The following is a 24,889-nucleotide window of genomic DNA, read 5'->3' as shown; positions in this document are numbered from 1 at the left end:
AATGATAAAAAACGCTCCTTTCTTGGGAGCGTTTTTTTATTTATCTAAAAGTATCCACCTGTTGCCCGCGCTTTGAATCATCATTTTTTGAGACCCGTTGATTCCGCTTACTGTGGTATTGGTTGTCACGTCAAAAAGATCATTTCCGTTTAAAAAGGTAAAGCTCTTGAAGGAATTTCCGGGCCAGTTGATCAGATACAGGATCCTACCTTTATTAGTAGCGGCGTCGGGCAGTGTGATGCTGCTAACCTGGTTGTTGATACGAAGGGTATAGGTGTCATCCGGAATTACATATGTGCCGGTCGCTGAGGTGGTGGATGTATAATTCCTGATGTTATTGTGTTTCCAGGAAACATTTCCGCTGGCATCAGTAACCAGGATCTGGTCCAGCGTACCTCTTACATCCGGCAAAATATATTCTTCTGCGGGAGTGGCTCCAATTCCCAATCTCCCCGCAAAATAGCCGGCAAACAATTTCTTGGGATCGTTTCCGAATGCCGCGCTATAAATGCCATAAACAAAACCCGTTCCCTGTACGGTTCCTATCTTATTATAGATCCCGTAATGGTTCTTCGTAGCGCCGAAAGTTTTTCCAACGTCATTATATATTCCGTAGATCTCTTCATTGGTATTTTGGTTGGTCTCATTGTGGATCCCATAATGAATCCCTATTCCGTCGCCACTCACGGTGTTTTTGATACCGTATTTCCTGTCAGCAGTCGCGGTCTTATTAGTGTTTAATATTCCGTACGTAACATTTGTAGGTGTGGCACTCGCATTTTCCACTTCCAATCCGGTTTTGGTATTGAAAGCTTCCGTAGGACTGATCATTACCTTTAATTTCACATTTTCCGCTTCCCCGCCAATGTTGACATTTCCTCTTCGGAAGATAGTCTCCTGCTGATCGGTTGCAGGATTGGTAGTACCGACTTTGTAAAAATCTGTAAAGGCTTTTCCGGCTAATGATTCCCAGGATGTCTTAGCTGAATTCCAAAAATAGAATCCTTCCGGAAACCCTGTTTTAGAGGCAGACAGGAAAACCAGCATTCCGTGCTGATCGACGGTAGGAGAAGAGGCCGGGAAATTGGAAATTCGCGGAATCAAAATTCCGTCGCTGGCATTAGGTGCGGCCGGGTTAGCTATGACAATGTCTAGCTGTGCTTTGGGGTCGGTAGTATTAATTCCTACCTGTGCGGTCGCCTTTAGAAAAAGACAAAAGAAAACCACCCCTAAAATGTAGTTTTTTCTCAAAATCTAAAATTTAATCGGGGTGGCTGTTATTGGACGAAATAAATATAGTGATTTATTTCATTGATTTTCAGTAAGGTATAAAATTTTTATGATGCCTCCTGAACTTTTTCCTGAAGCATTTTAATTTCATCTCTTAATTTCGCAGCTGTCATAAAATCCAACTCCTTAGCTGCAGATTCCATGGCTTTTCGCTTTTCACGAATTCGTTTTTCCAGCTGGTTTTTACTGAAATATTCCGTTTCTGCTTCAGCTGCTTTCAGGTCTGGAGCAACTTCATATTCATATGGTGCGGGTTTCTTTTTAACCAGCATATTCTCGAAAGACTTCTTCAGTGCTGTAGGAGTAATGTTGTTATCTTCATTATATTTCAGCTGCTTAGCCCTTCTGTATTCAGTTTGATCAATTGTCTTCTGCATGCTGTCCGTGATCTTGTCGGCATACATAATGGCTTTTCCTTCAAGGTGACGGGCTGCCCTACCAATGGTCTGGGTCAGGGATCGGTTACTTCTTAAAAAACCTTCTTTATCGGCATCCAGGATGGCTACCAGTGAAACTTCCGGAAGGTCAAGACCCTCTCTCAAAAGGTTTACTCCCACCAGGACGTCAAAAAGGCCTTTTCGGAGGTCCTGCATGATCTCCACTCGTTCCAGAGTGTCAACATCACTATGGATATAGCGACACCTGATGTTGATTCGGGTCAGATATTTGGTCAATTCCTCAGCCATTCTCTTGGTAAGGGTGGTCACCAAAATTCGCTGATCTTTATCAATTCTCAGCTGCATTTCCTCGATAAGATCATCGATCTGGTTGAGGCTTGGTTTTACCTCTATCACCGGATCCAGAAGTCCGGTAGGGCGAATCACCTGTTCAATGTATAAGCCTTCTGTTTTCTGAAGTTCGTAATCGGCAGGAGTGGCACTCACATAGATCACCTGATTTTGCAAGGCCTCAAACTCTTCAAATTTTAATGGTCTGTTATCCATAGCAGCGGGAAGCCTGAAACCGTAATCCACCAGCGTTTCCTTTCTGGAGCGGTCGCCGCCGTACATGGCGTGCACCTGCGGAATGGTCACGTGACTTTCGTCGACTACCATTAGGTAATCATCAGGAAAATAATCCAGCAAACAGAAAGGTCTGGTTCCGGGGGCTCTTCCGTCAAGATATCTGGAATAGTTCTCAATTCCCGAACAATACCCTAACTCCCTGATCATTTCCAGGTCAAAATTGGTGCGTTCATCAAGACGTTTTGCTTCCAGGTGTTTACCGATATCCTGAAAATAGGAAACCTGCTTGGTAAGGTCATCCTGGATCTGATGGATCGCTCCCTGCAAAACATCAGGAGAGGTCACGAACATGTTGGCCGGATAAATGTTCAGCCTGTCATATTTTTCCAAAACATTATTTGTAGCCGGGTCAAATGCTTCAATTTCTTCGATCTCATCTCCGAAAAAGTGAATTCGAAAGGCATTATCCGCGTAACTTGGGAATACATCTACCGTGTCTCCTTTTATTCTGAAGTTCCCGTGTGTAAATTCAGCTTCGGTTCGGGAATATAGGCTCTGCACCAATTTGTGTAATAACTGGGTGCGGGAAATCACCATATCCCGTTCGATGGAAATCACGTTCTTCTTGAATTCCACCGGGTTTCCGATACCATAAAGACAGGATACGGATGCGACCACGATCACATCTCTTCGTCCCGAAAGCAGGGAAGAAGTGGTGCTTAAACGTAGTTTTTCGATCTCTTCATTTATGGAAAGATCCTTTTCAATATAAGTTCCCGAAGTAGGAATAAAAGCCTCAGGCTGGTAATAATCATAGTAACTCACGAAATATTCCACTGCATTATCCGGGAAGAACTGTTTGAACTCCGAATAGAGCTGGGCTGCAAGGGTTTTGTTGTGAGCAAGGACCAAAGTAGGTTTCTGAACTTCTTCGATCACTTTGGCAACGGTAAAGGTCTTACCCGATCCCGTAACCCCTAATAAGGTCTGATATTTCTCTTTGCCCTCTATTCCGCTGACGAGCTGCTTTATAGCATTTGGCTGGTCTCCGGTGGGTTTGAATTCCGATTGTACTTTAAATTTCATTTAGCTGAATTGTGGCCTGCAAAAATAGCCTTTTTACCTACCTAATCAAAAAAGAGGCCAATCCTAAACTTTTCAGGATCAGGCTATTTTTAAAGCTTCAGCTGACAAAAAAGTGCTAAAGATCTCTCCTTTTCAGAAGGGCGTATGACATATAAACAAACAGGAATGTCCAGGCCAGCACGATGAGAAGCTGGTACCAGTGAATTCCGTAGTCTTTGGTGATCTCTGAGCCAAGCTGGGTGGCGGCAGACTGTACCGCGTTGAGCCTCGTAAAAGGTTCTTTCACCAATATGCTCATAGCTTCCAGCGGGAAAAACTGCGCAATGTTCTCTGCCATATCGCTTCCGCGGAAAAGCCTGTATTCCATAACACCACGAGCGATACTTTCCAGGATCCACCAGATGAAAAGGAATCCAAGCGCAAAGGCAGATCGTTTTACCAGGACTCCCAGGAACATACAAAAAGTAAAAAATCCGGTTAGTTTTACGAAATAGGCGAGTAAATATTCCAGGTCTGAAAATATGATCGAAAGCTCGGTGTAATCAGAGAATGAAAGTCCGAGGATCATTGAGACAATGAACAGGAACAGGGTTGACAGAAATGCGAAAGATACCACCGTTAGGAATTTTGATAGCACAAACTCCTTTTTACTGAGTCCGTCAATAAGGTTCTGTTTTAAGGTCCTGTTAGTGTATTCATTTGACATCATGGATACAATGACTATAGCCAGGAATAGTTTGAGCATGGCGGCAATATAACTGTTGAAATGCCAGATGTAAGGGAAATTGAAAATTCCCTGGTCGGCAACTCTTATTTCCACGCCACCAAACTTAAATTCGATGGATGCGATCAGCGCGATAAAGGTGATCAACACGAAATAAGTGGTGACCAAAACTTTAGCTGATTTGCTGTAACGAAGCTTGTGAAATTCTATAGTGAGTAATCGTAGCATTAGGCGGAAATTTGGTTGGTTAACTGTAAAAATTGCTCCTCAAGGCTCTCTTTGCGTTTAATCAATTGTGAAAGCACCAATCCGTTATCAAACAGATAAGTGTTGAGAGTTTCTGCGTCCATTGGTTCTGTCAAAAATGCTGTTAAGCAATCTCCTTTTTCAACCAATTTCCCAAATGAAGGATGAGATTCCAGTAAAGCTTTTAGTTTTTCCTGATCATTGGCCTTGAGTTCAAAGAATCCATGGCTGGCATTCAATTGATCTACCGGACCACTGTACAGTTTTTCACCTTTTCTAATGATCACAACATGCGAGCAGACTTTTTCAACTTCATCTAAAAGATGAGAAGCCAGTAAAATCGTGGTTCCGTCACTCGCGATCTTGGTTATGATACTCCTTATCTGGTGAATTCCCTGCGGATCAAGTCCGTTAGTAGGTTCATCCAGAATTAAAATTTCAGGATCATTCAATAGGGCAGAGGCAATAGCAAGGCGTTGCTTCATTCCCAAAGAAAAAGTGCGGAATTTACTGTCCTTTCTTTCCAATAAGCCTACCAGCTCCAGTTTCTCTTCGATCTTCTCGGGAGAAACGTCTTTGATCTTACAGACCAAATTCAGATTTTGAGCAGCTGTCATATACGGATAAAAGTTTGGTCGCTCAATAATGGCTCCCACTTTCTTTAAGGCTTCATGGGTGCTTTGTTGTCCATCAAACCACTGGAAATCACCACTGGTCTTATTGACCACGTTCAAAACGATTCCAAGGGTTGTAGATTTTCCACTTCCGTTAGGTCCTAAAATACCGTAAACATTCCCTTTTTCAATAGTGAAGGAAAGATCTTTTACGGCAGTAACCGGCCCGAATTTCTTTGTTAGATTGTTAATCTGAAGTATTTTTTCCAAAATGCTGAAGGCTTTTAACATTCGACGCCTAAGTTAATAGATTGTTACATGGCAAAACAAAAAGAAGTCTTATTTTTGAGGAAAACCAAGGTATGGAAGAAAAACTGATGTCAAAAAAGAAACCGTCTTTTCCCGTAAATGATAGGTTTCATAAATATTTGGCAAAATACAATCGCAATATTAAGATTCCCGTATTTTATGATGATCTATTGCGGTTCTCAGGTTCCATCGTGGTTTATGACCAGCATGAGGAAGATACCTTTTGGGTACGTTGTTATTATGCAGATCATGAGCGTAATGACATAGACAATAGTCTCAAAAAGGTATATACCATCCTGCATTCAGACGGGAGCGATGATTCTCTTGAATTCCTGAATGTGGATGCTATAGATTACTGCACCTTCGGAAATTCGAAACCTTTCAGAATAAAGATCAGGAATGTGCTAAATGATAGTTTTACGTATTTCTATGTTAAAAAAGCGGATGCCTCCAGGATCTACGGATTAGAATTCGAACACATACTATCACCTCACCGAATCAATTTTCTGGTTTACAGAGATACATTGATCGAAGAGCATATCGCCGGAATTCCCGGAGATGTTTTCATTGAAGATGAACTACCGGTCTGTGATGAACGGGCAAAGACCCAGATCGCTAAACAGTTCGTGAAATTCAATGAACGCTGTACCATTCGCTTACTTGGAGATATGAGATCTTATAATTACGTGATCATTCCCACCCATGATTTTGACCATGTAGAGTATCAAATACGTGCGATCGATTTTGATCAGCAAAGTTTTGAAGGCAGTTTGAAGGTCTATCGCCCGCAGTTCTTTAAGGAGAACTTTAAAATGGTCCAGCTGGTAGCAAGTAAACTTCAGGAATCGTCGATTGAGCAGTACCGAAGAGAGGAGCGGTCTCTCCTTGCTAAAAGGATTATTAACGCGCAAAGCCGTTATAAGGAATTGATGCGGTGCATTCTGAATGACCAGATCTCGAACGAGCCTAATGTAAGACAGCTCCGTAAAGAGCTGTATGAATTTTCTAATGACATGAAGTTCAAAAGAGCCAGAAGCATGGGGCAGATCTTGCGAACTGCTTTGGAATTCGTAAAGCGCAATTACGAGGATGTAAATATGAAAAGACTAATTTAATTAAGAATTCATCATTAGTATTTAAAACAAGAAGCCTCAAAAATGTCATTTTTGAGGCTTCTTGTTTTAGGATTAAAATTTTCGATCAAACTAGCTTTTCTGCTCCTTGTTGAAATAAACCAGGTAATAATACATCTGGCGTTCCTCATCCCATCCTTTTTCAACGAATTTTTCTGCAGATTCAGGATTTATGAAGTCCATTTTGATCTGGATATTGGTATCCAGGTTGATGGTGTTTTTTATGGATTTTCTCGCCGCTGAAACCGCGGTGTTTGAAATGGGGAAGCTGGTAAGGTCCTCGATTTTATATTTTGGAGCCTTATCGGTTTTATAGTTTTTGAATTCCGGAATAAGCGCAGGATTGTCAATGACCGAATTCAAAAATGCAGTTTCCTCGAAATTGTCATTTTTAGCGAAGTAATCCACACTTCGGTTCATGAACATCACTTCTTCCTTTTTATCTTCCGCAGGAAGGACCACGTCTTTGGCGAAATTCTGGCAAAATTTCAGGTATTTCTTGGTGTGGAAATTCTCGTCTGCAAGCACATCCACTCCCAGGAAATTCTCAAGCCAGTATTTAGTGTCGTATTTATTTGAATCTACGGAAAGTATCTTGAAGCCTTCAGACCTGTTCTTATTGAAGATCAATGCTCCTTTGTCAAGCTTGTTTAGGTTGATCCCCTGCTGAATGATCATTTCTAGTACGGTTTCTTTTTCCTGAAACTGAAGGAAATCGTGCTTCAACTCAGATTTAAAGATCCCGATGGCCGAAGTTTTCTCATTATCCAGCATCACATTGTCAAAATACACCACGTATACTTCCCCGCTTTTTATGTGCGGGTGGGCAGATTGTTCGAATAACAAGGTCGTGATCTTTTTTGACAAGGCATGTACTTCCTGTGGGTTGTCAAAGATCTTGCAGGAAATCTCGTAAAGCGGATTGTAATCCAGATCAACTTCATTGGCAAACTGGAAGTAATTTTCCTCTTTTTCCCTGAAAGGCTTCAGAAAATATTCCTTAATGAGAGGGGTGATCTCGTCATTCAACTGAAAGGGTTGTGCGGAAAGAAAGATGTTCTCATTTCGGCTCTTGTTGCCCACGCGATGAATAGAAAGGGATTCAATGTGTGCGTTATATAAGTTGATCATAGAAATGTATTTTATTTACCAAAGAACGGCCGGAAAGAACTTCCGGCCGGATGGCAATATATTAAAAAGAAAAAAATAATTTTTGTCTAAAAGGAATAGGATAGAAGATTAATTCCAGTTCTCGTCAAAAGAAAGATCGTCGTAATCATCTATGTCAAGGTCATCTTCGAATTCGGGTCCGAATTCATCATCTTCGGCCTTAAATTCTTTATCAGGAGCTGCCATTGGCAACTGACCGTGAACAAACATTAAATTAGGGTAATCCATTTGAGGATCAGGCTCAGCAATTTCAGCCAGTTCTACCAGGAATGTCCACATGCTCAAAAAGTCGTAAACATAGATCAGTTTGGTTTGAGATTCTGAAACCACATCATCAAGGGTAGTTTCATTCATCAGGCGAATAGAACTTCCGCCTTCTGCCATGTCAAACTGGGAGATCTCCTCACCCTGATTCCAGTCATCATCACTGATGTAAAAAGAAGCCATTTCGGATCCATCGAATCCAAATGACTGTAAAATAGTGTTATGCAAATCCTCTAAGGTGTTGTCGGCCATTATTTCAATGTCGCGAAACACATCATCTTCCGCATCGAGTATAACTCTAAATCTGTATAGCATAAATCAAAAAATTGGTTTGCAAAGATACGTTTTTAGATGAGAAATGAACATTATCTGCTAAATCTGTGCAGGGTAAATGTCATTGCCGTAAGCAGGAAAAAGGCTCCTACCTGGTGTGCCACACCCAGCCACAATGGAACAGCGTAAATCAGGGTTAGAACTCCTAAAATGAATTGTACGAAAACCAGTCCCACTAACCAGTTGATCCCGCTTTTCTGCGGAGATGTCAATGCCATTTTTCGGGATCTGTACCAGATGTACAGGATTATGGCCACCACGGCATATGCAAGGTATCTGTGAACGAATTGAACGCCGCTTTTTCCTTCAATAAAATTCCTCCACACAGGATCCTTTTCTATAAATACCGTTTCATGTATCCATTCACCTCCTGCCATGGCCGGCCAGAAATTATGGATCCATCCTGCGTCAAGTCCGGCAACAAATGCTCCCCATACAATTTGAATGAGTAAAAGCACCATGCCCCAGCCAACTAAATTTCGGAAACCTTTATGGATAGCTTTTTTCTTTGGATATAATAGATCCATAGCCACCCAGAAGGCATAGGCAAAAGTGATGAAAGCGGTCATAAGGTGTGCTGCCAGCCTGTAATGGCTCACAGAAGGCATGTCTACCAGTCCACTTTTAACCATATACCAGCCCATAAAACCCTGAAAAGCTCCCATGGCCAAAAGAACTATACATTTCTTTAGAGTAGACCTTGACAGCTGTTTGGTGAACAGGAAGTAAAGAAAAGGAATGATGAAAACCAATCCGATAAATCTTCCAATCACGCGGTGTATCCATTCCCAAAAATAGATTCCTTTGAAATCTTCCAGGGTAAAGTGATAATGTAATTTCTGGTACTCGGGATATTGTTTGTAAAGCTCAAAGGCTTCTTCCCACTCCTGCTGGTTCAGCGGCGGTATAGTTCCGGTAATGAGCCGATAATCTGAAATGGATAAACCTGAGTTGGTAAGTCGGGTGATGCCGCCAACAATCACCATGATGAAGATGAGGAAACAGCCGGTGAACAGCCAGTACACTACTTTTTTATTGTCTTTCATTGCTTTAAAAAATAAGAATTTTCATAGGGGAGGGCGTTAAACCCAATTTATTGGGGTGTTAAACCAATTTCTTTTCCTTTTTTAAGCATATATTCTTTCGCAGCTTCATATTCATTCGGGATTTCCCCTTCCAGAATTGCTTCTTTAATGGCGTCTTTTATCATTCCGATCTCTCGGGATGGTTTGATATTGAAGGTTTTCATTATTTCTTCGCCCGACACCGGTGGCTGGAAATTACGCACATGATCCCGCTCCTCAACCTCTTTGATCTTCTGACGTACGACCTTGAAGTTGTTATGATATTTTCTATACCTCCTCGGATTCTTAGTCGTGATGTCTGCCTCACATAAGGTCATTAGATCCTCAATATTCTCGCCGGCATCAAAGATCAGTCTTCGCACGGCAGAATCGGTTACTTCTGATGCAAGTACAATTGGCCGGGAACTCATTAATACCATTTTCTGAACGAATTTCATTTTTTCGTTCAGGGGCATTCGCAGGCGTTTGAATAGTTTGTAGACCATCTTTGAGCCTACAAATTCGTGTCCGTGGAAAGTCCAACCCAGCTTTTCGTCAAACTTTTTGGTAGGAGCCTTTCCAATATCATGGAGCAGAGCTGCCCATCGCAACCAAAGATCGCCTGTGTTTTCTGAAATATTATCTACCACCTCAAGGGTGTGCCAAAAATTATCTTTATGACGTTGACCTTCGATTTCATCAATTCCCTCAAGGGCAGTAAGTTCAGGAAGGATGAATTTCAAAAGCCCGGTTTTATGCAACAGGCTGAATCCAACTGAAGGTTTTTCAGAAAGTAGGATCTTGTTAAGTTCATCAACAATTCGCTCTCTGGAAATTATCTTGATCCTGTTCCTGTTTCTGGAAATAGCCTGCAAAGAACCTTTTTCGATCCTGAAATTAAGCTGTGAAGCAAACCGTATCGCTCGAAGCATGCGTAATGGGTCATCAGAATAGGTGATATCCGGGTCTAACGGCGTTCGAATGACACCGGCACTCAGATCCTGGAGTCCGTTAAAAGGATCCAGAAGTTCTCCGTAAGTGTCTTCATTCAGGCTTAATGCGAGTGCATTGATAGTAAAATCCCGACGGTTCTGGTCATCTTCAAGAGTCCCACTTTCCACTTCAGGATTCCGGCTTTCTTCGGAATAACTTTCCTTTCTGGCGCCCACAAATTCAACCTCCATGTCATAGGCCCGCAACATGGCTGTGCCGTAATTCTTAAAGATCTGGACTTTGGGTTTATGGGGAAGTAGTTCCGATACCTTTTTCGCCAGTTCAATTCCGTTTCCCACGGCGACCACATCGATATCTTTATGATCTCCTCTTTGTAGTATATAATCCCTTACAAAACCTCCAATGACATAAGCGTCAACCTGAAGGTCTTTTGCAGCAAGAGAAATAACTTTGAAAATATTATTGGTAAGGGCCTGTTTGTAATTGCTCACATTATCTGATTTTCTCTGCCTTCATACCATTTTATGTAACCCTGCAAACTGTGCTAGTAGGTTAAATATGATGTCCTTTGTTTCCGGATTGATTTATTTCCTGATCACCTGGACTTTTCCGTCATTACTCAATTTAATGATGGCAGAAGGTTTAGAGGTCTTTTTTGACTGCTGCAAATTTACTACATAGTCCACACCTTTTAAAATTTCGGGAGCGATTTGATGAAAGGATTCTGGGGTAGGCTGTCCGCTAATATTTGCAGATGTCGAAACCAGAGGTTTCTTCATTTTACGAATAAGCATTTGGCAGAATTTATCCTTTGTTACCCTTATTCCTAATGTGTCATCTTCACCCACCAAATTTTCGGCTACCCGAATTGGTTTGTCGTAGATGATAGTTGTAGGTTGGGCCGCATATTTCAGAATGTCATAAGCCACCTCAGGCACGTCTTCCACATATTGGTTCAGCATTTTAAAATCTGAAACCAGGCAGATCAGGGCTTTTTCCTCACTTCGTTGTTTTAATTTATAGATCTTGTCAATGGCGTCTGCATTGGTAGCATCGCAACCAATTCCCCAAACGGTATCTGTAGGGTAAAGGATGATTCCGCCTCTTTTAAGGACGGTTAATGCATTGTTGATCTCTTCTGTATAATCAGTCATGGATGATCTTTTTATATTCAGCCAATGTTTTCTCGGCCATTAATTTGGATGTGTACTGTTTAAATAATTTTTCATGTGAAAGGTCGGTAAATTTTTTCATCAATTCCGGACTTTCTGACAAATGTAATATATGCTGACCTAAAGTTTTAAAATCTTCCTTTTCCGCCAATAAGCCATTCACGCCATTTTCGATAATTTCAGGAATGCCTCCTACTTTGGTACTTACTACCGGTGTTTTGTGAAAGAAGGATTCATAAATAACTCCGGGAAGGCCTTCACTTTGAGAAGTCAGGAGCATAATGTCAAATTGAGGTATAAGATTGGAGGCGCCCGGAACAAATCCAAGTAAGCTGATATGATCCTCTAATTTATATGATGCTATCTTGTTTTTGAGAGCTTCGGTGCGATCTGTAAATACCCCTAGTTGCACGAAATGAAAATTCTTATACTTCTGAATATTTACCAGTTCATGTACGGTCTCGATAAAGGTTTCCAGGTTTTTCGCCCTGATGTGATTCCCGATATTGCCAATCAGGATCTTTTCTGGTCCAATTTTTAGTTTTTCCCGCAAGTCGAAAGCAGTGGAACAATTTTGACTTTGAAGATTCACACCGTGATAGATCGTTACAAGTTTTTCCTTATCCCTGATCTTTAGGGCGGCGATCTTTTTAGTTTCTTCTGAAACGCAAAATATTTTCCTGATCTTGGGATAATTGTATTTGTAAAGGGTCTGTTTCCGGTCCTTTATTGGGAAAGAGGTTTTTTTACTGAATACCATTGGAGGCAGTTTTCCCATTTTATCGGCCAGGATCGTTAATGTAAGCGCCGTAGGATCGTGGAGGTGTAAAAGATCGATTTTTTCGCTCCTACAAAGGCTGATGATCTTTCGGGAAAAGCGCAGGTCAAATTTTAGGGCCAGGGGAGCGGTGAAAAATTTAATGTTCTTTTCCCTGATCTTTTGATGGAATTTTCCGTTTCTAACGCAAAGGATCTGGTGATTGACTTCGGGAAAAGCAAGCTGGCTTTCCAGGCATAAGGCTTCGATGTGGTTTTCACCACCACCCCAGTTTTTTACTGCCGAAACGTGTAAAATATTCATGAGGCATTTATGTTTTTTTGGATGCCTGATTTAATACAGGGTTATAGGTAGGTCTTTTCCTGTTCAGTTGTTCACCATTTAATACTCGTTTGTAAAGGTCTAAATAAGCCAGCGTCATTTTTTTCGAATTAAAATGATCACGGGCATAATTATGACAAGTTTGTGGGTCTGCCTTGAAGGATTCTATAGCAGAGGCCAATTCTTTTATTGAGTTGCTTGTAAAACCAATTTCAGGAGTGATCAATTCTTTTAAAGATCCGAATTCAGTTCCAAAAACCGGGCATCCCGCATAAAGACTTTCAATGATAGCCAGCCCGAAAGGTTCATGCCACAGAACAGGGAAAATTAGCCCCTTAGATCTTTCCATAACCGTTTGTTTTTTCTCATTACCCAAGTAACCATAAAATTTAATATTGTTATTGAATAGATGAAAGAATCCGTTTTTGAAATTTCGAGAAGTCCATTTTTTACCGCCGATAACTGAAAGTTCTTCCTTTAATAACCGGGCTATTTCCATAGCTCCCACTGCATTTTTAACGCTCCATTTAGCTTTACCTAAAAAGTGATACCCATTTCTGCTCTTATCCAGGATAGGAGCAGGGTAATCTTCCCAAAGTAATCCGTTGTAGACGAAAACATCTGCATTATATCGAGCAGCATGGTTTTTTGAGATGAATACCGTATTGATGTCTAATTCTTCAGTAGGTCCCGGATTTCCATGCATTGTGATCAGAGAAGGTTTTCGTAAAGAATTTTTCGGAGTGTAATTTAAATGAACTAGATCAATATCTTCTGGGATTTGATCGTTTAGATCTTCATTTTCATCTAATGTAAGGATTCTGGCGAAATCGCAGTGAGAGCCCGGTGGGACAAGAAATGTAATAGAGTGTCCCATTGCGTGCAATTCTTTGCCAAGACCCCAAATCACCCTTTCTGTTCCTCCATAATTGGTAACGGGTATTTTTAAGCCGCGGGCCACAATACAGATATTCATGAAAATTAATTTGGGTTCAAAAATACGTTATAATTTTAAGACAGAATTAAGGTTCTGAATTAATCCTGAATTCTAATCCAAAAATTTAAAATGAACCCGGTCTCCTGTTACGAGAGAAAATTTACCTTTGCGACGCATACTTCTCAGAGTTGATTTTTGGAATCAGAACTGGGATTCAATTTTATTATATTTTTTGAATATATGAGAACTGCTTTAATTATTTCTACCTATAACTGGCCTGATGCTTTAAAGGTCGTTTTAGAAAGTATTGGAGCGCAATCTGTTTTGCCAGATCAGGTTTTTATTGCGGATGATGGGTCTGGTGAGGTTACGAAAGAATTAATTAGGGAATTTACTGAAAAAAGTAGTTTCCGGATAACTCATGTTTGGCAGGAAGACAGTGGTTTCAGGAAGTCTGCAATTCTAAATAAAGCTGTTGCTGCCGCTAGAGCAGATTATATAATTCAAATTGACGGAGATTGTATCATGCACCCAGATTTCATTAAGGATCATCTTGAACAAAAGCTGGGAAACACCTTTTTGTATGGGTCTAGAGTTAATATTAAGCCTTCTTTCGTAGAGAAGGTTCTTAAAATGGAAACCCCTAATTTTTCTTTATTTTCAAAAGAGATCAAGAATAAATCAAGAAACCTTAGAATTCCTCAACTTCAAAATTTATATACCCCAAAGTCCACATTCTCTAAAAAAACCAGAGGCTGTAACCTTTCCTATTGGCGAAATGATTTTATTGCTGTAAATGGCTATGATGAGGCCATGGAAGGTTGGGGAAGAGAAGATTCTGAGTTTGTTTTGAGGTTACTAAATAATGGAGTGGAAGGAAAACGACTTCGATATGGGGGCATCGTCTATCATATTTATCACCCTGAAAAATCTCGAGATTTTCTTTTAAGAAATTCGGAAATCCAAAGACGCACCATAGAAAATAAAAAGGTTTGGTGTGAGGATGGTATAGATAAATACCTTGAATAGTTACAGCTCCAGCATTTCAAGACTCCCATTCAAAAAGGCACTTATGGCTTTGGCAGAACGTTCTGACGGTGAAGAGCCTTCTTCATTATAAAAGTTTTCAGCAGAAATTCTTTCCTGCACTTTTTTATAGTTCTTGAAATCTTTTTGGACTTCTTCAAGACTATTCATAAGATCTTCAATTTTATTTATAACCGGACCACACTTCCAAAATCTAAAACTGAAATCATTCTTATATTCAAAATCATAGGAGTTTATGAAAATGCAGGGTCTAGGTTCAATAATAAATTCGTAAACCTGGCTTGAAACATCTCCTAAGTAAATATCAGCAGCCCTTGTGTAGGTCATGTTGGCACTGGCTTCGCTACCAAGGTCAATATGGATATTATCTGCGGCAAATAAATGTTCGGGAATCGTGGTAATTGTATTTTTGTTTTGATTGCCCTTGAAGAGATTTATATGTGGAGCAAAGATAAGGTTGTACTCTGTTTGAGCATAGAAATATTCTAATACCTTAAGTCCGTCTTTTTTCCAGGAAGAAAATTCCGGGTCGAAATGAGGATTATAGAGAACCGTAGGTTTATTATTGGTGAAGAATTCCTGTTGAGGTATTTGCTGCACCGCGTCAATTTTAGGGTAACCTGCAATAACAGGAAAATCCCCTAAAAGGCCCATGTTTTTAAATTGATCATATTGAAATTTACCTACGAGTAATTGAAAATCAAAATCCAGTTCGTTATTTTTAAATGCATAGGCCCTTCCTGCGGTTCCGTGCGGAAACTTCAATAATTTCGGGGAATTTTGTTTTCTATCTTTAAGAAGATATTTATGAAAGAAATCCGTAAAGACAACCGCATCGAAATTATTGAGGATGTATCTTGTGTTTTTCTTTATCCAGAATCCTTTGCGGGGTATTTTCTTTTTCTTGAGTTTATCAGTCAGTGCTCTGAAAGTGTAGGTAGGCAATTCTTCAACAATTACATTTTCCGCTTTGATGTCCTTAAGTAATTTGTAGAGAAGAGGATTTGGCGAATTATATGTAAGTATATGCACTTTGTTGGTTTTTGCCAGTTCTTTCGCAACTGTAACAAAGTGATAAAGGTGGTGGATTTCATCAATAAAGAGAAAGGCGATTCTTTTCTCCTGTTTTATATTATCAGAGATTACCTTCCAATTCATTTTTAAACTTCTTATTTAGTTAATGGCAAATAATTCCCATTTATAGTAAAGGTACGGGCGGATAAAGGTAATTTTTTTGACATTAATTTCTTTAGAAGGAATATGAAAATACTTCATTGTTGTAGATTTGCCCAATGAAAGTAGTAGTTTCTAAGAAATTTCCCAGCTCTGAAAAAAAGATTCTAAACATCATTGAAAATTTCGATACAAAAGGAAGTCTCTTTGGTAGTGGAAAGCGCAACAGGATTAAGATCTTCATTCTGCAGGAAAAAGAAGTTAATGTGAAATCCTTCAAGGTTCCCAATTTGGTGAACAAGATCGCTTATCGCTTTTTCCGTAAATCTAAAGCCCAGCGCTCTTTTGAGTATGCCCACCAGTTATTGAACCGCGGGATTGGGACACCGTATCCCATAGCATACGCTGAAGAGAAATCTGGAGTTACCTTTCAAAAAAGCTTTTACATTAGTGACCACCTAACTTGCGACCTCACATATAGGGACCTGGTTCTGGATCCTGAATATCCTAAAAGAGAAGAAATTTTAAGGGCTTTTACCCGCTTCACTTTTAAATTACACGAAAATCAGGTTCAATTTCTCGATCATTCCCCGGGCAATACGCTAATTCGATTGGAAGAAGGAGAATACCAATTCTTTTTGGTTGATCTCAACCGCATGAATTTCAAAGAACTGAGTTTTGACGAACGCATGAGGAATTTCGCAAGGCTTACGCCACATAAAGAAATGGTTGCCATCATGGCTTCTGAATATGCCAGACTCTTTAATAAGCCTGAACAGGAGGTATTTGAAAAAATGTGGTTTTATACCGAAGATTTTCAACGAAAATTCAAAAAGAAAAAGGAGCTCAAAAAGAAATTGAAATTCTGGAAAAAGTAATTATCCGTTGTTTCTGAATCGTTTCTTTTTGCGTTTGAACATTCGGTTCATTTTTCTTCTTCTTAAAAAAGGAAGTTTTCGCCTTTCCGGTACACCGTTTTCTTCAATATAGTCTTCGATGGCTTCCACCATTCTTAATGAAGAATTCCCGTCATTATAAGGGTGATAATTTTCTATCACTTTAAGGCGTTGGTCTTTGTATTCGTCTCTTTCCAGGTTGGCTGCAGCTTTTTCAACTAGTCCTGAATATTCAGTGGCATTGTCCCACAGGATGGTCTCCGAATTATTTTTGTAAGTGATCACAGGCTTATTCAGCAGCAGGAATTCATAGACTACTGAAGACGTATCACTAATCATAATATCTGCCATTAAAAGGAACTTGACAATATTAGGTTCCTCTTCTACGACAATATTATCAGTTTTTGAAGCGAGAGCCTTGTATAGAGCGATAACTTCAGGTGCCATCAAATCATGGAATTTGATAAGAATGAGGTAGTCCTTATTTTCAGCAAGACGTTCTACTTCTGTCAGGAGGTGAGGAGCCGAGGTTAGGGAAGGGGAAAAAGTGGGTGCGTATAATACCATTTTTGAAGCCTGATGTTTTTCCAATAACGCTTCTTTTTCCTGCTGATATTTTTCAGATTCTTTACCGTAGATATCCAGCTTTGGCCATCCGGTCTCAATTACCTCAAAATTCTTGTGCTTTCTCTTCAACCTGTTGAACCTTCGAGTGAAATATGGTCCCTGGGTCAAATAAAGGTCGAAGTAATGCCTTATTCTGAAATGTCCTTTTTTCTCTCCTGCAAGTCCGTGAAAGATCTGCACCTTGACGCCTCTCAGATAATGCGGTACTTCATTTCCGGGACAAAGGATCGCGTCACTTTTATAACTTGTGAGCTCTTCCAGGTCAAAAGTATGCGGCTCTTCAGGGAAAGGGAATTTTCCGGAAAGATTTGGCGTTAGGAACCAGAGGTAATCATAACCTTTGTCTTTTAAAACCTGCATGATAGGTTCCATAATTCCGAAGGCATACGGATTTTGACAGAATAGGGTGAATTTCATATTAGAAAAGTTTATTTGCGGCTTCAAGGTCTTCTTCGAAATCGACTTCCATACACCTGAAATCAGAAATATCTACTGCTTTTACTTTCAAACCTGCTTCCTGAATAGCTGTTTCAAGACCTTTTTCAAAATAGTCATTTTCGCCACACTTCTCCAGGTGCTCAATAAATAGTGGCATGTCATCTTTTGAAATGAAATTGATCCCAACAGCTTCTCCTAGTCCGTTCCTTACCTGTTTTGAAAGTTCATGGACAAATCCATTTTTCAAAGTGTATTTTACTTCCTCTTCAGCCACCCTGGAAGTGTTCACCGACACAAAAGAATTCTTTTTTTCGATCTCTTTATTCAGAACACTGAAAAGTTCCACGTCAAATATAACATCTCCGTTGATCCAAAGAACATCTTCATTTCTATATTTCAAAAGTGCCTTTAAAAGACTTTTTGAGGTGTTGGTAGCGTCAAAGAATTGGTTGTAGATATAAGTAAGATCTGGAAAACGCTCCATAATCAGGTCTTTTTTAAAACCTACGACCACAGAAATATCATGTTCATTGAAGTTATGGGAAAGGTTTTCTACCTGTCTTTCCATGATACTTTTTCCTCCTTTTAAAGGGGTCAATGGTTTTGGGAATGGATTTCCTAAACGCGAACCAATGCCCGCAGCTAAAATTACGATCTTCATTTTATTGCTTTATCTCAACAGAACTCGCTGAGGTTATTTCTTTTAAAAATGTTTCCAGTTTGGCGAAGATAAGGTTTGGCTTGAGCAGTTCATAAAATGTGGCTGCCTTTTTTGCGATTTCCTTTTTCTCAAGGTCCTCGAATTCGGCCGGATGGAAATCCCTAAGGTGTACCGAAACATTCTTTTTCCCGTCTTCATAAATACTCCAGTTCTCTTTCTTGATCTGGGGTGAAAAGATAGAAAATGTTGGAATGTCAAGGGCTTTCGCCATGTTCACCGCCCCGCCTTCATTTCCTATCAGTGCATCACAGAAGTGAGTAATGGCCATGAATTCTCTTAAACTCTTTCCGAAAATGTCAAAATAGACATGTTCTCTAGTTTTCGGATTGCAAAGGTCCAGGAGTTTTCTTGCTTCTTTTTCCTGCTTCGGAATGTAATTGAACAATAACTGCGCATCTGTCTTTTCAACAATGAAGTCGAGTACCTGAGCCATATAGGGAAGGGGGTAGGTTTTCGAATCCGAACTACCCAATATACCGCACATGATCAAAGGTTTTTCAAAGGAAATTCCTTCGTTTTCTAATCTTTTTCGGGCTGTGTTCTTTTCCTCTTTGGTAAGATAGATCTTAGGCTTTATCTCAGGGGGAAAGCCTTTTGAAAGACCATTTAGAAGATACATCCTGTTTTCTATGGCATATCCCGCATTGGTTTCCAAATCCTGCTTAGGTTTGAAAGTTTGGGTGTAGGCCTTTTTTGTATACCATTTATGATAGGAGATCTTGGTTTGGGCTCCGGAAAAAATATTGAACAAAGCAGTATTGATCTTGGAGTAAACATCGATCACCACGTCGTATTCATTGTAACGTATTTTCTTAAGAAAGCCTACAAAACCTTTTACTCTGTTATCTTTTTCAGGATCGAACAACAGGAATTTATCCACATAGGGATTGTTCTCTACTACCGGAAGGGTGTGCTTGTAGATTAGATAATGTAATTCAGCTTGAGGATATTTCTTTCGAAGCGCCTCAAAAAGAATCGAGGACGTGAGTACATCCCCGATCATTTTCTGCTGAATTACCAAGATCTTCATATGTTTACTGTTAGGTAGGATTACTCTGTTAAACAGCAACGTTATATTCTCTCAATGCGTCGTTAAGAGATGTTTTCTTATTGGTGCTTTCTTTACGCTTACCAATGATCAAAGCACAAGGCACCTGGTATTCTCCCGCAGGGAATTTCTTGGTATAGCTTCCCGGAATAACTACCGATCTTGAAGGCACTATTCCTTTCATTTCCACCGGTTCGTCACCTGTAACATCAATGATCTTTGTAGATGCTGTAAGCACTACGTTAGCGCCAAGTACCGCTTCTTTTTCAACTTTCACTCCTTCAACCACGATGCTTCGAGAGCCTAAAAAGGCATTATCCTCTATGATCACAGGGGCAGCCTGTAAGGGCTCAAGTACGCCACCAATTCCAACACCCCCGCTCAGGTGAACATTTTTACCGATCTGAGCGCAGCTTCCTACGGTTGCCCAGGTATCTACCATAGTCCCTTCGTCTACGTAAGCGCCAATGTTTACGTAGCTCGGCATCATGATCACGCCTGAAGAAATGTAGGCTCCATGTCTTGCTACCGCATTTGGTACCACTCTGATCCCTTTTTCCTTATAGCCTCTTTTCAACGGAATCTTGTCATGGTATTCAAAAATACCGGCTTCTAAAGTTTCCATTTTCTGAATAGGGAAATAAAGCACAACTGCCTTTTTCACCCATTCGTTCACCTGCCATCCATTTGCTGTTGGCTCGGCTACCCGAAGTTTTCCCGAATCCAGCAAGTCGATCACTTCACGGATCGCTTTGGTGGTTTCAGAGTCTTTAAGTAGATCCCGGTTGTCCCAGGCTTTATTTATGGTTGCTTCTAATGCTGTCATTTCGTCTTTTTTGGCAAAGATAACAGCTTCAGACCAATTATTGGACTCATCAAGATTTAAACCTTATCTTTGCCGAAAAATTATGGCAAGGATCCTGGCACTTGATTTTGGGACAAAGCGAACCGGTATCGCTGTTACCGATGAACTTCAGATCATCGCATCTGGGTTGACCACGGTTCCTACTGCCGAATTAATGTCATTTTTGGAGCGCTATTTTTCCGAAGAAAATGTGGAACTGATTTTGCTGGGTGAACCTAAGCAAATGGACAATACCGCTTCGGAAAGTGAAGTGAACATCGCAGAGTTCCTGAAGAAGTTTTCTGAAAAATTTCCGGAGAAAAAAGTGGAAAGAGTTGATGAAAGGTTCACCTCGAAAATGGCCTTTCAGAGCATGATCGATAGCGGCCTGAAAAAGAAACAGCGAAAAAATAAAGCGCTGGTTGATGAAATTAGTGCTACAATAATATTGCAAAGTTATCTTTATAAGTAGTTTAAAGATTAAATAATTATAGAATTAGATTTTAAAATATAATACCCTCATGGTTTTACCAATAATAGCATACGGAGATCCTGTTCTAAGGAAAAAAGGGAAGGAGATCTCTAAGGATTACCCAAAGTTGAAGGAATTGATAGATAATATGTGGGAAACCATGTATGGTGCCTACGGTGTTGGTCTTGCAGCCCCGCAGGTAGGTTTGCCAATCAGGCTTTTTATGATCGATACTTCGCCTTTCGCGGAAGATGAAGACTTGAGTCCTGAAGAGAAAAAACAACTTGAAGGCCTTAAAAAAGTATTTATTAATCCTACAATTCTTGAGGAAGAAGGCGATGAGTGGGCCTTTAATGAAGGTTGTTTGAGCATTCCCGATGTTCGTGAGGATGTTTTCCGCAAACCTGATATCACCATTGAATATTACGATGAGGATTTCAATAAGCATACAGAGGAATATACTGGGCTTGCCGCTCGTGTGATTCAGCATGAATATGATCATATTGAAGGAATCCTGTTTACTGATAAGCTTAGTAGCCTCAAAAAGAGATTAATAAAGAGTAAACTGGCCAATATCTCAAAAGGGAAGATCAACGTTGATTACAGAATGCGTTTCCCCGAAGCTAAAAAAGCGCGCTAATTAGTTTTGTTTTTTAGCCCTTACGTGTGATATTTGCTATCCTTAAAAAATAAAAAGTACTATGGAATTAGATAAAGTAATGTCGATCTCCGGGAAGCCGGGATTATATGAATTAAAAGCTCAAACTCGTGGAGGATTTGTGGCAGAATCAATGTTAGACGGAAAAAAGATCACCGTAAACCTTCGTCATAACGTGAGTTTACTTAGTGAGATCGCCATATATACCTATACTGAAGAAGTGCCTTTAAGAGAGGTTTTTCAAAAGATAAAAGAAAAAGAGGACGGTGGTGAGGCCATTAGTCATAAAGAATCAAAAAACAAGCTGGAAGAATACTTCAGCGAAGTGCTGCCAGAATATGATGAGGACAGAGTGTATGCCAGTGATATCAAAAAGATCGTTCAATGGTATAACCTTTTAGTGAGTAAAGGATTTACAGATTTCAGTAAACCTGAAGAAAACAAATCTGACGAGGAAGAATAGAATATTCTTTAATCATAATCTAACCGGTTGAAAAGTCTGACATTCGAAAAGCGAAATTCAGAAACCTTTCAGCCGGTTTTTTATTTCCTGAAGTTTCCGAAAAAGCTTCTTAACTTGCCTTTTTAAATAATACAATATGAATTCTAGAGAAGATCAGCTCAAAGCCATTGACAGATTGCTTACCATCATGGATGAACTTCGGGAGCAATGCCCTTGGGACCGGAAACAGACCATGCAGTCCTTGAGGCATCTTACTATTGAAGAAACCTATGAACTGGGAGACGCGATCCTCGATAATGATCTGGAAGAGGTGAAAAAGGAGCTGGGTGATGTGTTGCTTCATATTGTGTTTTATTCTAAGATAGGAAGCGAAACCAATGATTTTGATATCGCCGATGTTGCTAATGAGATCTGTGATAAATTGATCAGCAGGCATCCGCACATTTACAGCGACACGAAAGTGGAAAACGAGGAAGATGTTAAGCGGAACTGGGAGCAATTAAAACTAAAGGAAGGTAAAAAAAGTGTCTTGGAAGGAGTGCCTAAATCCCTGCCTGCATTGGTAAAGGCCAGCAGGATACAGGATAAAGTTGCCGGAGTGGGGTTTGATTGGGAAGAGCCGCAGCAGGTTTTTGAAAAACTGAAAGAAGAACTGGAGGAACTGCAACACGAGATAGATTCTGATGATCGTGACAAGATCGAAGCAGAATTTGGGGATGTATTATTCAGTATGATCAATTACGCACGGTTCTTAAAAGTGAATCCGGAAGATGCTTTGGAGCGAACCAACAAAAAGTTCATCAAGCGTTTTCAATACCTGGAAGCGAAGGCCAAAGAGCAGAACAAGAGTCTAAAGGATATGACCTTGGGTGAAATGGATGTTTACTGGGAAGAAGCAAAACTTCTTTAAAAACTCATTGCTAGCCCGAAATAAAAAACCCCTGTGAATTTCACAGGGGTTTTCTCGTTTGAAATTAACCGACTAGTAAAGGCCTTTGACCTTTTCCAGTTTCTCTTTCCAGATCTTAAGTTGTTCTTTATGATCGTCTATATTTTTGTGTACTTCCTGCACCATTGGATGGTTATCGTCCACATGGGCGAAGAACTGAAGGTTATTTTCTAGCTGAATGATCTCAGCCTTGGTTTCTTCGATCTTCTTGGTAAGGAAATAATGTTCATTGTTAATTCTTCTTGTATCATCTGAATCTTCTAAAGCCTGAACCTTGTTCTCATATTTGAGCATTTCGGTTTGCTTCTTGTCCATATCTAACTTATCAAAAGCATGATCAAGAGCTTTATTGAATTTCCCTTCAATATATCTTTTATTGTGAGGAACCCGACCAAGGTTTTTCCATTCTTCTATGAATTTCTTGATAGTAGGCAGATCCTCTTTTCTGTCCCCGGTAAGTTCTATGCTTTTTAACTTGTCAAGGAGTTCCTTTTTATGTTCAAAGGCCTCTGTTTCTTCCTTGTTTTCCTCACTACGGTTGGCGTGAAGTCTGTCGAAATAATGATTACAGGCAGCTTTAAAACGTTTCCAGATCTTATCGCTGTCTTTTCTTGGAACATGTCCTATTTTCTTCCAGTCTGTCTGGATCTTCTTCATTAATGGCGTGGTAGCCTTAAAGTCTTCACTGTCCTTGTTGTCTTCAGCGATTTGAACCAATTCAAGTTTTTTCTCCAGATTATGGTATTGTTCTTTTTTCTGGTTTTTATAGAATGCGTTCTTATTTCGGTTGAAGGTGCGAACTGTTTCCTTGAACTTCTTCCAGGTTTGATCGTTCACATTGCGAGGAACTTTACCCGCATGGAAGAACTGCTCTCTCAAAGCTTCAACTTCCTTGATATTCTGTTGCCAGGTTTTATGAGAAGTATAGTTTGTCTCGGCTATCTCCCTGATCTTTCCAATGATCTCTTCCTTCTTCTCAAGGTTCTTTTCGTACTGTTTCTCCAGTTGCTCGAAATACTCCTGTCTTTTGTCGTGGATCTTTTTCGTGGCGTCACTGAATTTCTGCCAGATATCTTCACGGAATTCCTTTTCTACAGGACCAAGATCCTCTTTCCACATCTTGTGAAGCATTTGAAGTTCTCTGAAGGCCCGGTTAATATCGGTTTCCTGTGTTAGCTCCTCTGCTCTGGAGATGATCTTTAGTTTTTGCTCCAGATTGTGTTTGAAGTCAAGATCTCTGAACTCCCTGTTAAGGTGCAAGAAATCATAGAAGTTCTCCACATGGTGGTGGTACGTATTCCAAACGTTGTTGTACTTGTCACGCGGGATAGCTCCTGCGGTTTTCCATCTTTCCTGAAGTTCCTTGAAATGTTTGTAGGTAGTATTTATGTTCTCCTCAACATCTATTAGGCCTTTCAATTCTTCGATGATCTCCTGGCGCTTTTCAAGGTTCTGGGTAAGATCCTGTTTAAGCTGCTGGTAATATTTATTACGCTTTTCTTTGTAATCAAAATAAAGCGAATTAAAATGCTTTTTTAAGGGAGTAGAGTAGTGGAAGTCTATGATGTTTCCGCCATCGTGTAAAAACTCTTCTTTCTTCTCTTCCAGTTCCTCGTCAAACTTCGCGTTGAACTCGGCTCTAATTTCCTCTACATGCTCTTTTATAGCCTGTACTTTTTCCTTTTTCAGAAGTTTTTCAAGTTCATCAACCAGGGCTTCTTTGCTCATGGCGTGATAATCTTTCTTCTCGATCCCATGACGTTCCCCCGCGCTTTCGTCCTCACTGTCCTCTGCGACAGCGTCATCTACTTCACTCTGAGCGTCTTTTGGTGTTTTTGGTTCCTGAGAAGGCTTGTTATCTTCCTCTTCATCAACACTCTCCACGGCGGCTTCGGGCGAAGGGGAATCTGTAGTTTCCTTCCTGTCCCCGGTAGCCTTTGCCTTATCAACCAGTGCAGCAGCAGTATCATCTGTCTGTTTTTCTTCAGACTTCTCTTCAGTCATTTTTTCTGAAACTTTTTCAGAAGTATCTTCGGAAGTTTCTTCCACTATATGCTCTGCCGGTTGCACTTCTTCCGTTTTCTCGTTTTCAACCTTTTTGTCAAGGTTTTTTTCCTCATTTTGCGGAAGGGCTTTTTCTGGCAAGTTCTCTTTCTCAGACATATCTTTCAATGTTAGGGTTCGTCAATGTGT

The 24,889-nt window shown here is 40.2% G+C and carries 24 protein-coding genes; 7 read left to right on the top strand and 17 right to left on the bottom strand.

Translation table 11 applies throughout. The features are described from left to right. Positions 1-36 precede the first annotated feature (36 nt). From ACFQ1G_RS04970 to ACFQ1G_RS04955, 4 genes are all read right to left on the bottom strand, one after another. Complete coding sequence (locus ACFQ1G_RS04970; protein ID WP_380737204.1) at positions 37-1,251, bottom strand: hypothetical protein; 1,215 nt, start codon at positions 1,249-1,251, stop codon at positions 37-39. An 86-nt stretch (positions 1,252-1,337) separates the two neighbouring features. Further along, positions 1,338-3,341, bottom strand: coding sequence for an excinuclease ABC subunit UvrB (gene uvrB, locus ACFQ1G_RS04965; protein ID WP_380737202.1), 2,004 nt, complete (start codon positions 3,339-3,341; stop codon positions 1,338-1,340). Positions 3,342-3,456: 115 nt separating this feature from the next. Next, entirely contained in the window at positions 3,457-4,293 is an 837-nt protein-coding gene (locus ACFQ1G_RS04960; RefSeq protein ID WP_380737200.1) for an ABC transporter permease, read from the bottom strand. After that, positions 4,293-5,195 carry an ABC transporter ATP-binding protein gene (locus ACFQ1G_RS04955; RefSeq protein WP_380737198.1) on the bottom strand — a complete coding sequence of 301 codons (903 nt, stop codon included), beginning with the start codon at positions 5,193-5,195 and terminating at the stop codon, positions 4,293-4,295. The genes ACFQ1G_RS04960 and ACFQ1G_RS04955 overlap by 1 nt, the downstream gene beginning before the upstream one ends. 92 nt (positions 5,196-5,287) lie before the next feature. Between ACFQ1G_RS04955 and ACFQ1G_RS04950 the strand changes: the two genes are divergently transcribed. Next, on the top strand, positions 5,288-6,349 hold the full coding sequence (locus ACFQ1G_RS04950) for a hypothetical protein (RefSeq protein ID WP_380737196.1): 1,062 nt from the start codon (positions 5,288-5,290) through the stop codon (positions 6,347-6,349). A gap of 90 nt (positions 6,350-6,439) precedes the next feature. On the opposite strand, the gene ACFQ1G_RS04945 is transcribed toward ACFQ1G_RS04950, so the two are convergent. The 7 genes from ACFQ1G_RS04945 to ACFQ1G_RS04915 all read right to left on the bottom strand — a co-directional run bounded on the left by ACFQ1G_RS04945 (position 6,440) and on the right by ACFQ1G_RS04915 (position 13,399). Next, positions 6,440-7,498, bottom strand: a complete 1,059-nt coding sequence (locus ACFQ1G_RS04945) for a nucleoid-associated protein (RefSeq protein WP_380737194.1) — start codon at positions 7,496-7,498, stop codon at positions 6,440-6,442. A gap of 108 nt (positions 7,499-7,606) precedes the next feature. Beyond that, entirely contained in the window at positions 7,607-8,116 is a 510-nt protein-coding gene (locus tag ACFQ1G_RS04940; RefSeq protein ID WP_380737192.1) for an IS1096 element passenger TnpR family protein, read from the bottom strand. 50 nt (positions 8,117-8,166) lie between these two features. Further along, positions 8,167-9,180 (bottom strand): COX15/CtaA family protein, encoded by a 1,014-nt coding sequence (locus tag ACFQ1G_RS04935; RefSeq protein ID WP_380737191.1) that lies wholly within the window; start codon positions 9,178-9,180, stop codon positions 8,167-8,169. A gap of 47 nt (positions 9,181-9,227) precedes the next feature. After that, complete coding sequence (locus ACFQ1G_RS04930; protein ID WP_380737189.1) at positions 9,228-10,643, bottom strand: CCA tRNA nucleotidyltransferase; 1,416 nt, start codon at positions 10,641-10,643, stop codon at positions 9,228-9,230. A 93-nt stretch (positions 10,644-10,736) separates the two neighbouring features. Further along, positions 10,737-11,306 carry an L-threonylcarbamoyladenylate synthase gene (locus tag ACFQ1G_RS04925; RefSeq protein ID WP_380737187.1) on the bottom strand — a complete coding sequence of 190 codons (570 nt, stop codon included), beginning with the start codon at positions 11,304-11,306 and terminating at the stop codon, positions 10,737-10,739. After that, positions 11,299-12,405, bottom strand: a complete 1,107-nt coding sequence (locus tag ACFQ1G_RS04920) for a glycosyltransferase family 4 protein (protein WP_380737185.1) — start codon at positions 12,403-12,405, stop codon at positions 11,299-11,301. Before ACFQ1G_RS04920 ends, ACFQ1G_RS04925 begins: the two co-directional genes overlap by 8 nt. Positions 12,406-12,412: 7 nt before the next feature. Beyond that, positions 12,413-13,399, bottom strand: a complete 987-nt coding sequence (locus ACFQ1G_RS04915; RefSeq protein ID WP_380737183.1) for a glycosyltransferase — start codon at positions 13,397-13,399, stop codon at positions 12,413-12,415. A gap of 201 nt (positions 13,400-13,600) precedes the next feature. On the opposite strand from ACFQ1G_RS04915, the gene ACFQ1G_RS04910 reads away from it, so the two are divergent. Next, on the top strand, positions 13,601-14,389 hold the full coding sequence (locus ACFQ1G_RS04910; RefSeq protein WP_380737181.1) for a glycosyltransferase family 2 protein: 789 nt from the start codon (positions 13,601-13,603) through the stop codon (positions 14,387-14,389). Here the strand turns inward: ACFQ1G_RS04910 and ACFQ1G_RS04905 are convergent, their stop codons facing one another. Beyond that, complete coding sequence (locus ACFQ1G_RS04905; RefSeq protein ID WP_380737179.1) at positions 14,390-15,565, bottom strand: CDP-glycerol glycerophosphotransferase family protein; 1,176 nt, start codon at positions 15,563-15,565, stop codon at positions 14,390-14,392. It abuts the gene before it with no gap. A gap of 134 nt (positions 15,566-15,699) precedes the next feature. Here ACFQ1G_RS04905 and ACFQ1G_RS04900 point away from each other — a divergent pair, with 134 nt between their 5' ends. Then, positions 15,700-16,458, top strand: a complete 759-nt coding sequence (locus ACFQ1G_RS04900) for a lipopolysaccharide kinase InaA family protein (RefSeq protein WP_380737177.1) — start codon at positions 15,700-15,702, stop codon at positions 16,456-16,458. Here the strand turns inward: ACFQ1G_RS04900 and ACFQ1G_RS04895 are convergent, their stop codons facing one another. From ACFQ1G_RS04895 to ACFQ1G_RS04880, 4 genes are read right to left on the bottom strand one after another with little or no spacing between them, the layout of a single operon-like run. Then, positions 16,459-17,520 (bottom strand): CDP-glycerol glycerophosphotransferase family protein, encoded by a 1,062-nt coding sequence (locus ACFQ1G_RS04895; RefSeq protein WP_380737175.1) that lies wholly within the window; start codon positions 17,518-17,520, stop codon positions 16,459-16,461. Position 17,521: 1 nt separating this feature from the next. After that, complete coding sequence (locus ACFQ1G_RS04890; protein ID WP_380737173.1) at positions 17,522-18,202, bottom strand: phosphocholine cytidylyltransferase family protein; 681 nt, start codon at positions 18,200-18,202, stop codon at positions 17,522-17,524. 1 nt (position 18,203) lies between these two features. Beyond that, positions 18,204-19,292, bottom strand: coding sequence for a glycosyltransferase family 9 protein (locus ACFQ1G_RS04885; protein WP_380737171.1), 1,089 nt, complete (start codon positions 19,290-19,292; stop codon positions 18,204-18,206). A gap of 28 nt (positions 19,293-19,320) precedes the next feature. Further along, positions 19,321-20,136: a 2,3,4,5-tetrahydropyridine-2,6-dicarboxylate N-succinyltransferase gene (locus ACFQ1G_RS04880; RefSeq protein WP_380737170.1), complete on the bottom strand. Its 816-nt coding sequence runs from the start codon at positions 20,134-20,136 to the stop codon at positions 19,321-19,323. Positions 20,137-20,218: 82 nt separating this feature from the next. Between ACFQ1G_RS04880 and ruvX the strand changes: the two genes are divergently transcribed. The 4 genes from ruvX (at position 20,219) to mazG (ending at position 22,657) form a co-directional block, all read left to right on the top strand. Next, positions 20,219-20,626, top strand: a complete 408-nt coding sequence (gene ruvX, locus ACFQ1G_RS04875; protein WP_380737168.1) for a Holliday junction resolvase RuvX — start codon at positions 20,219-20,221, stop codon at positions 20,624-20,626. Positions 20,627-20,675: 49 nt separating this feature from the next. Then, positions 20,676-21,266, top strand: a complete 591-nt coding sequence (gene def, locus ACFQ1G_RS04870; RefSeq protein ID WP_380737166.1) for a peptide deformylase — start codon at positions 20,676-20,678, stop codon at positions 21,264-21,266. Between the two features lie 61 nt (positions 21,267-21,327). Beyond that, positions 21,328-21,747: a DUF5606 family protein gene (locus ACFQ1G_RS04865; protein WP_380737164.1), complete on the top strand. Its 420-nt coding sequence runs from the start codon at positions 21,328-21,330 to the stop codon at positions 21,745-21,747. 136 nt (positions 21,748-21,883) lie between these two features. Next, entirely contained in the window at positions 21,884-22,657 is a 774-nt protein-coding gene (gene mazG, locus ACFQ1G_RS04860) for a nucleoside triphosphate pyrophosphohydrolase (protein ID WP_380737162.1), read from the top strand. A 72-nt stretch (positions 22,658-22,729) separates the two neighbouring features. On the opposite strand, the gene ACFQ1G_RS04855 is transcribed toward mazG, so the two are convergent. After that, a complete protein-coding gene (locus ACFQ1G_RS04855; protein ID WP_380737160.1) occupies positions 22,730-24,859 on the bottom strand; it encodes a DUF349 domain-containing protein in 2,130 nt (709 codons plus the stop codon). Between the last annotated feature and the right edge of the window lie 30 nt (positions 24,860-24,889).

The organism is Salinimicrobium gaetbulicola (genome assembly GCF_042676025.1).
In the GTDB taxonomy this organism is placed as follows: Bacteria; Bacteroidota; Bacteroidia; order Flavobacteriales; family Flavobacteriaceae; genus Salinimicrobium; species Salinimicrobium gaetbulicola.
This window is presented reverse-complemented; position numbering and strand designations above follow the sequence as displayed.

What these genes read in the sequence shown, in the direction of transcription:
- ACFQ1G_RS04935 (WP_380737191.1), bottom strand. Translation starts at nt 9,180, where the DNA reads ATGAAAGACAATAAAAAAGTAGTGTACTGGCTGTTCACCGGCTGTTTC.
- ACFQ1G_RS04945 (WP_380737194.1), bottom strand. Translation starts at nt 7,498, where the DNA reads ATGATCAACTTATATAACGCACACATTGAATCCCTTTCTATTCATCGC.
- ACFQ1G_RS04950 (WP_380737196.1), top strand. Translation starts at nt 5,288, where the DNA reads ATGGAAGAAAAACTGATGTCAAAAAAGAAACCGTCTTTTCCCGTAAAT.
- ACFQ1G_RS04925 (WP_380737187.1), bottom strand. Translation starts at nt 11,306, where the DNA reads ATGACTGATTATACAGAAGAGATCAACAATGCATTAACCGTCCTTAAA.
- ACFQ1G_RS04855 (WP_380737160.1), bottom strand. Translation starts at nt 24,859, where the DNA reads ATGTCTGAGAAAGAGAACTTGCCAGAAAAAGCCCTTCCGCAAAATGAG.
- ACFQ1G_RS04865 (WP_380737164.1), top strand. Translation starts at nt 21,328, where the DNA reads ATGGAATTAGATAAAGTAATGTCGATCTCCGGGAAGCCGGGATTATAT.
- ACFQ1G_RS04915 (WP_380737183.1), bottom strand. Translation starts at nt 13,399, where the DNA reads ATGAATATCTGTATTGTGGCCCGCGGCTTAAAAATACCCGTTACCAAT.
- ACFQ1G_RS04880 (WP_380737170.1), bottom strand. Translation starts at nt 20,136, where the DNA reads ATGACAGCATTAGAAGCAACCATAAATAAAGCCTGGGACAACCGGGAT.
- mazG (WP_380737162.1), top strand. Translation starts at nt 21,884, where the DNA reads ATGAATTCTAGAGAAGATCAGCTCAAAGCCATTGACAGATTGCTTACC.
- ACFQ1G_RS04900 (WP_380737177.1), top strand. Translation starts at nt 15,700, where the DNA reads ATGAAAGTAGTAGTTTCTAAGAAATTTCCCAGCTCTGAAAAAAAGATT.
- ACFQ1G_RS04895 (WP_380737175.1), bottom strand. Translation starts at nt 17,520, where the DNA reads ATGAAATTCACCCTATTCTGTCAAAATCCGTATGCCTTCGGAATTATG.
- ACFQ1G_RS04885 (WP_380737171.1), bottom strand. Translation starts at nt 19,292, where the DNA reads ATGAAGATCTTGGTAATTCAGCAGAAAATGATCGGGGATGTACTCACG.
- ruvX (WP_380737168.1), top strand. Translation starts at nt 20,219, where the DNA reads ATGGCAAGGATCCTGGCACTTGATTTTGGGACAAAGCGAACCGGTATC.
- ACFQ1G_RS04940 (WP_380737192.1), bottom strand. Translation starts at nt 8,116, where the DNA reads ATGCTATACAGATTTAGAGTTATACTCGATGCGGAAGATGATGTGTTT.
- ACFQ1G_RS04905 (WP_380737179.1), bottom strand. Translation starts at nt 15,565, where the DNA reads ATGAATTGGAAGGTAATCTCTGATAATATAAAACAGGAGAAAAGAATC.
- def (WP_380737166.1), top strand. Translation starts at nt 20,676, where the DNA reads ATGGTTTTACCAATAATAGCATACGGAGATCCTGTTCTAAGGAAAAAA.
- ACFQ1G_RS04910 (WP_380737181.1), top strand. Translation starts at nt 13,601, where the DNA reads ATGAGAACTGCTTTAATTATTTCTACCTATAACTGGCCTGATGCTTTA.
- uvrB (WP_380737202.1), bottom strand. Translation starts at nt 3,341, where the DNA reads ATGAAATTTAAAGTACAATCGGAATTCAAACCCACCGGAGACCAGCCA.
- ACFQ1G_RS04890 (WP_380737173.1), bottom strand. Translation starts at nt 18,202, where the DNA reads ATGAAGATCGTAATTTTAGCTGCGGGCATTGGTTCGCGTTTAGGAAAT.
- ACFQ1G_RS04920 (WP_380737185.1), bottom strand. Translation starts at nt 12,405, where the DNA reads ATGAATATTTTACACGTTTCGGCAGTAAAAAACTGGGGTGGTGGTGAA.
- ACFQ1G_RS04960 (WP_380737200.1), bottom strand. Translation starts at nt 4,293, where the DNA reads ATGCTACGATTACTCACTATAGAATTTCACAAGCTTCGTTACAGCAAA.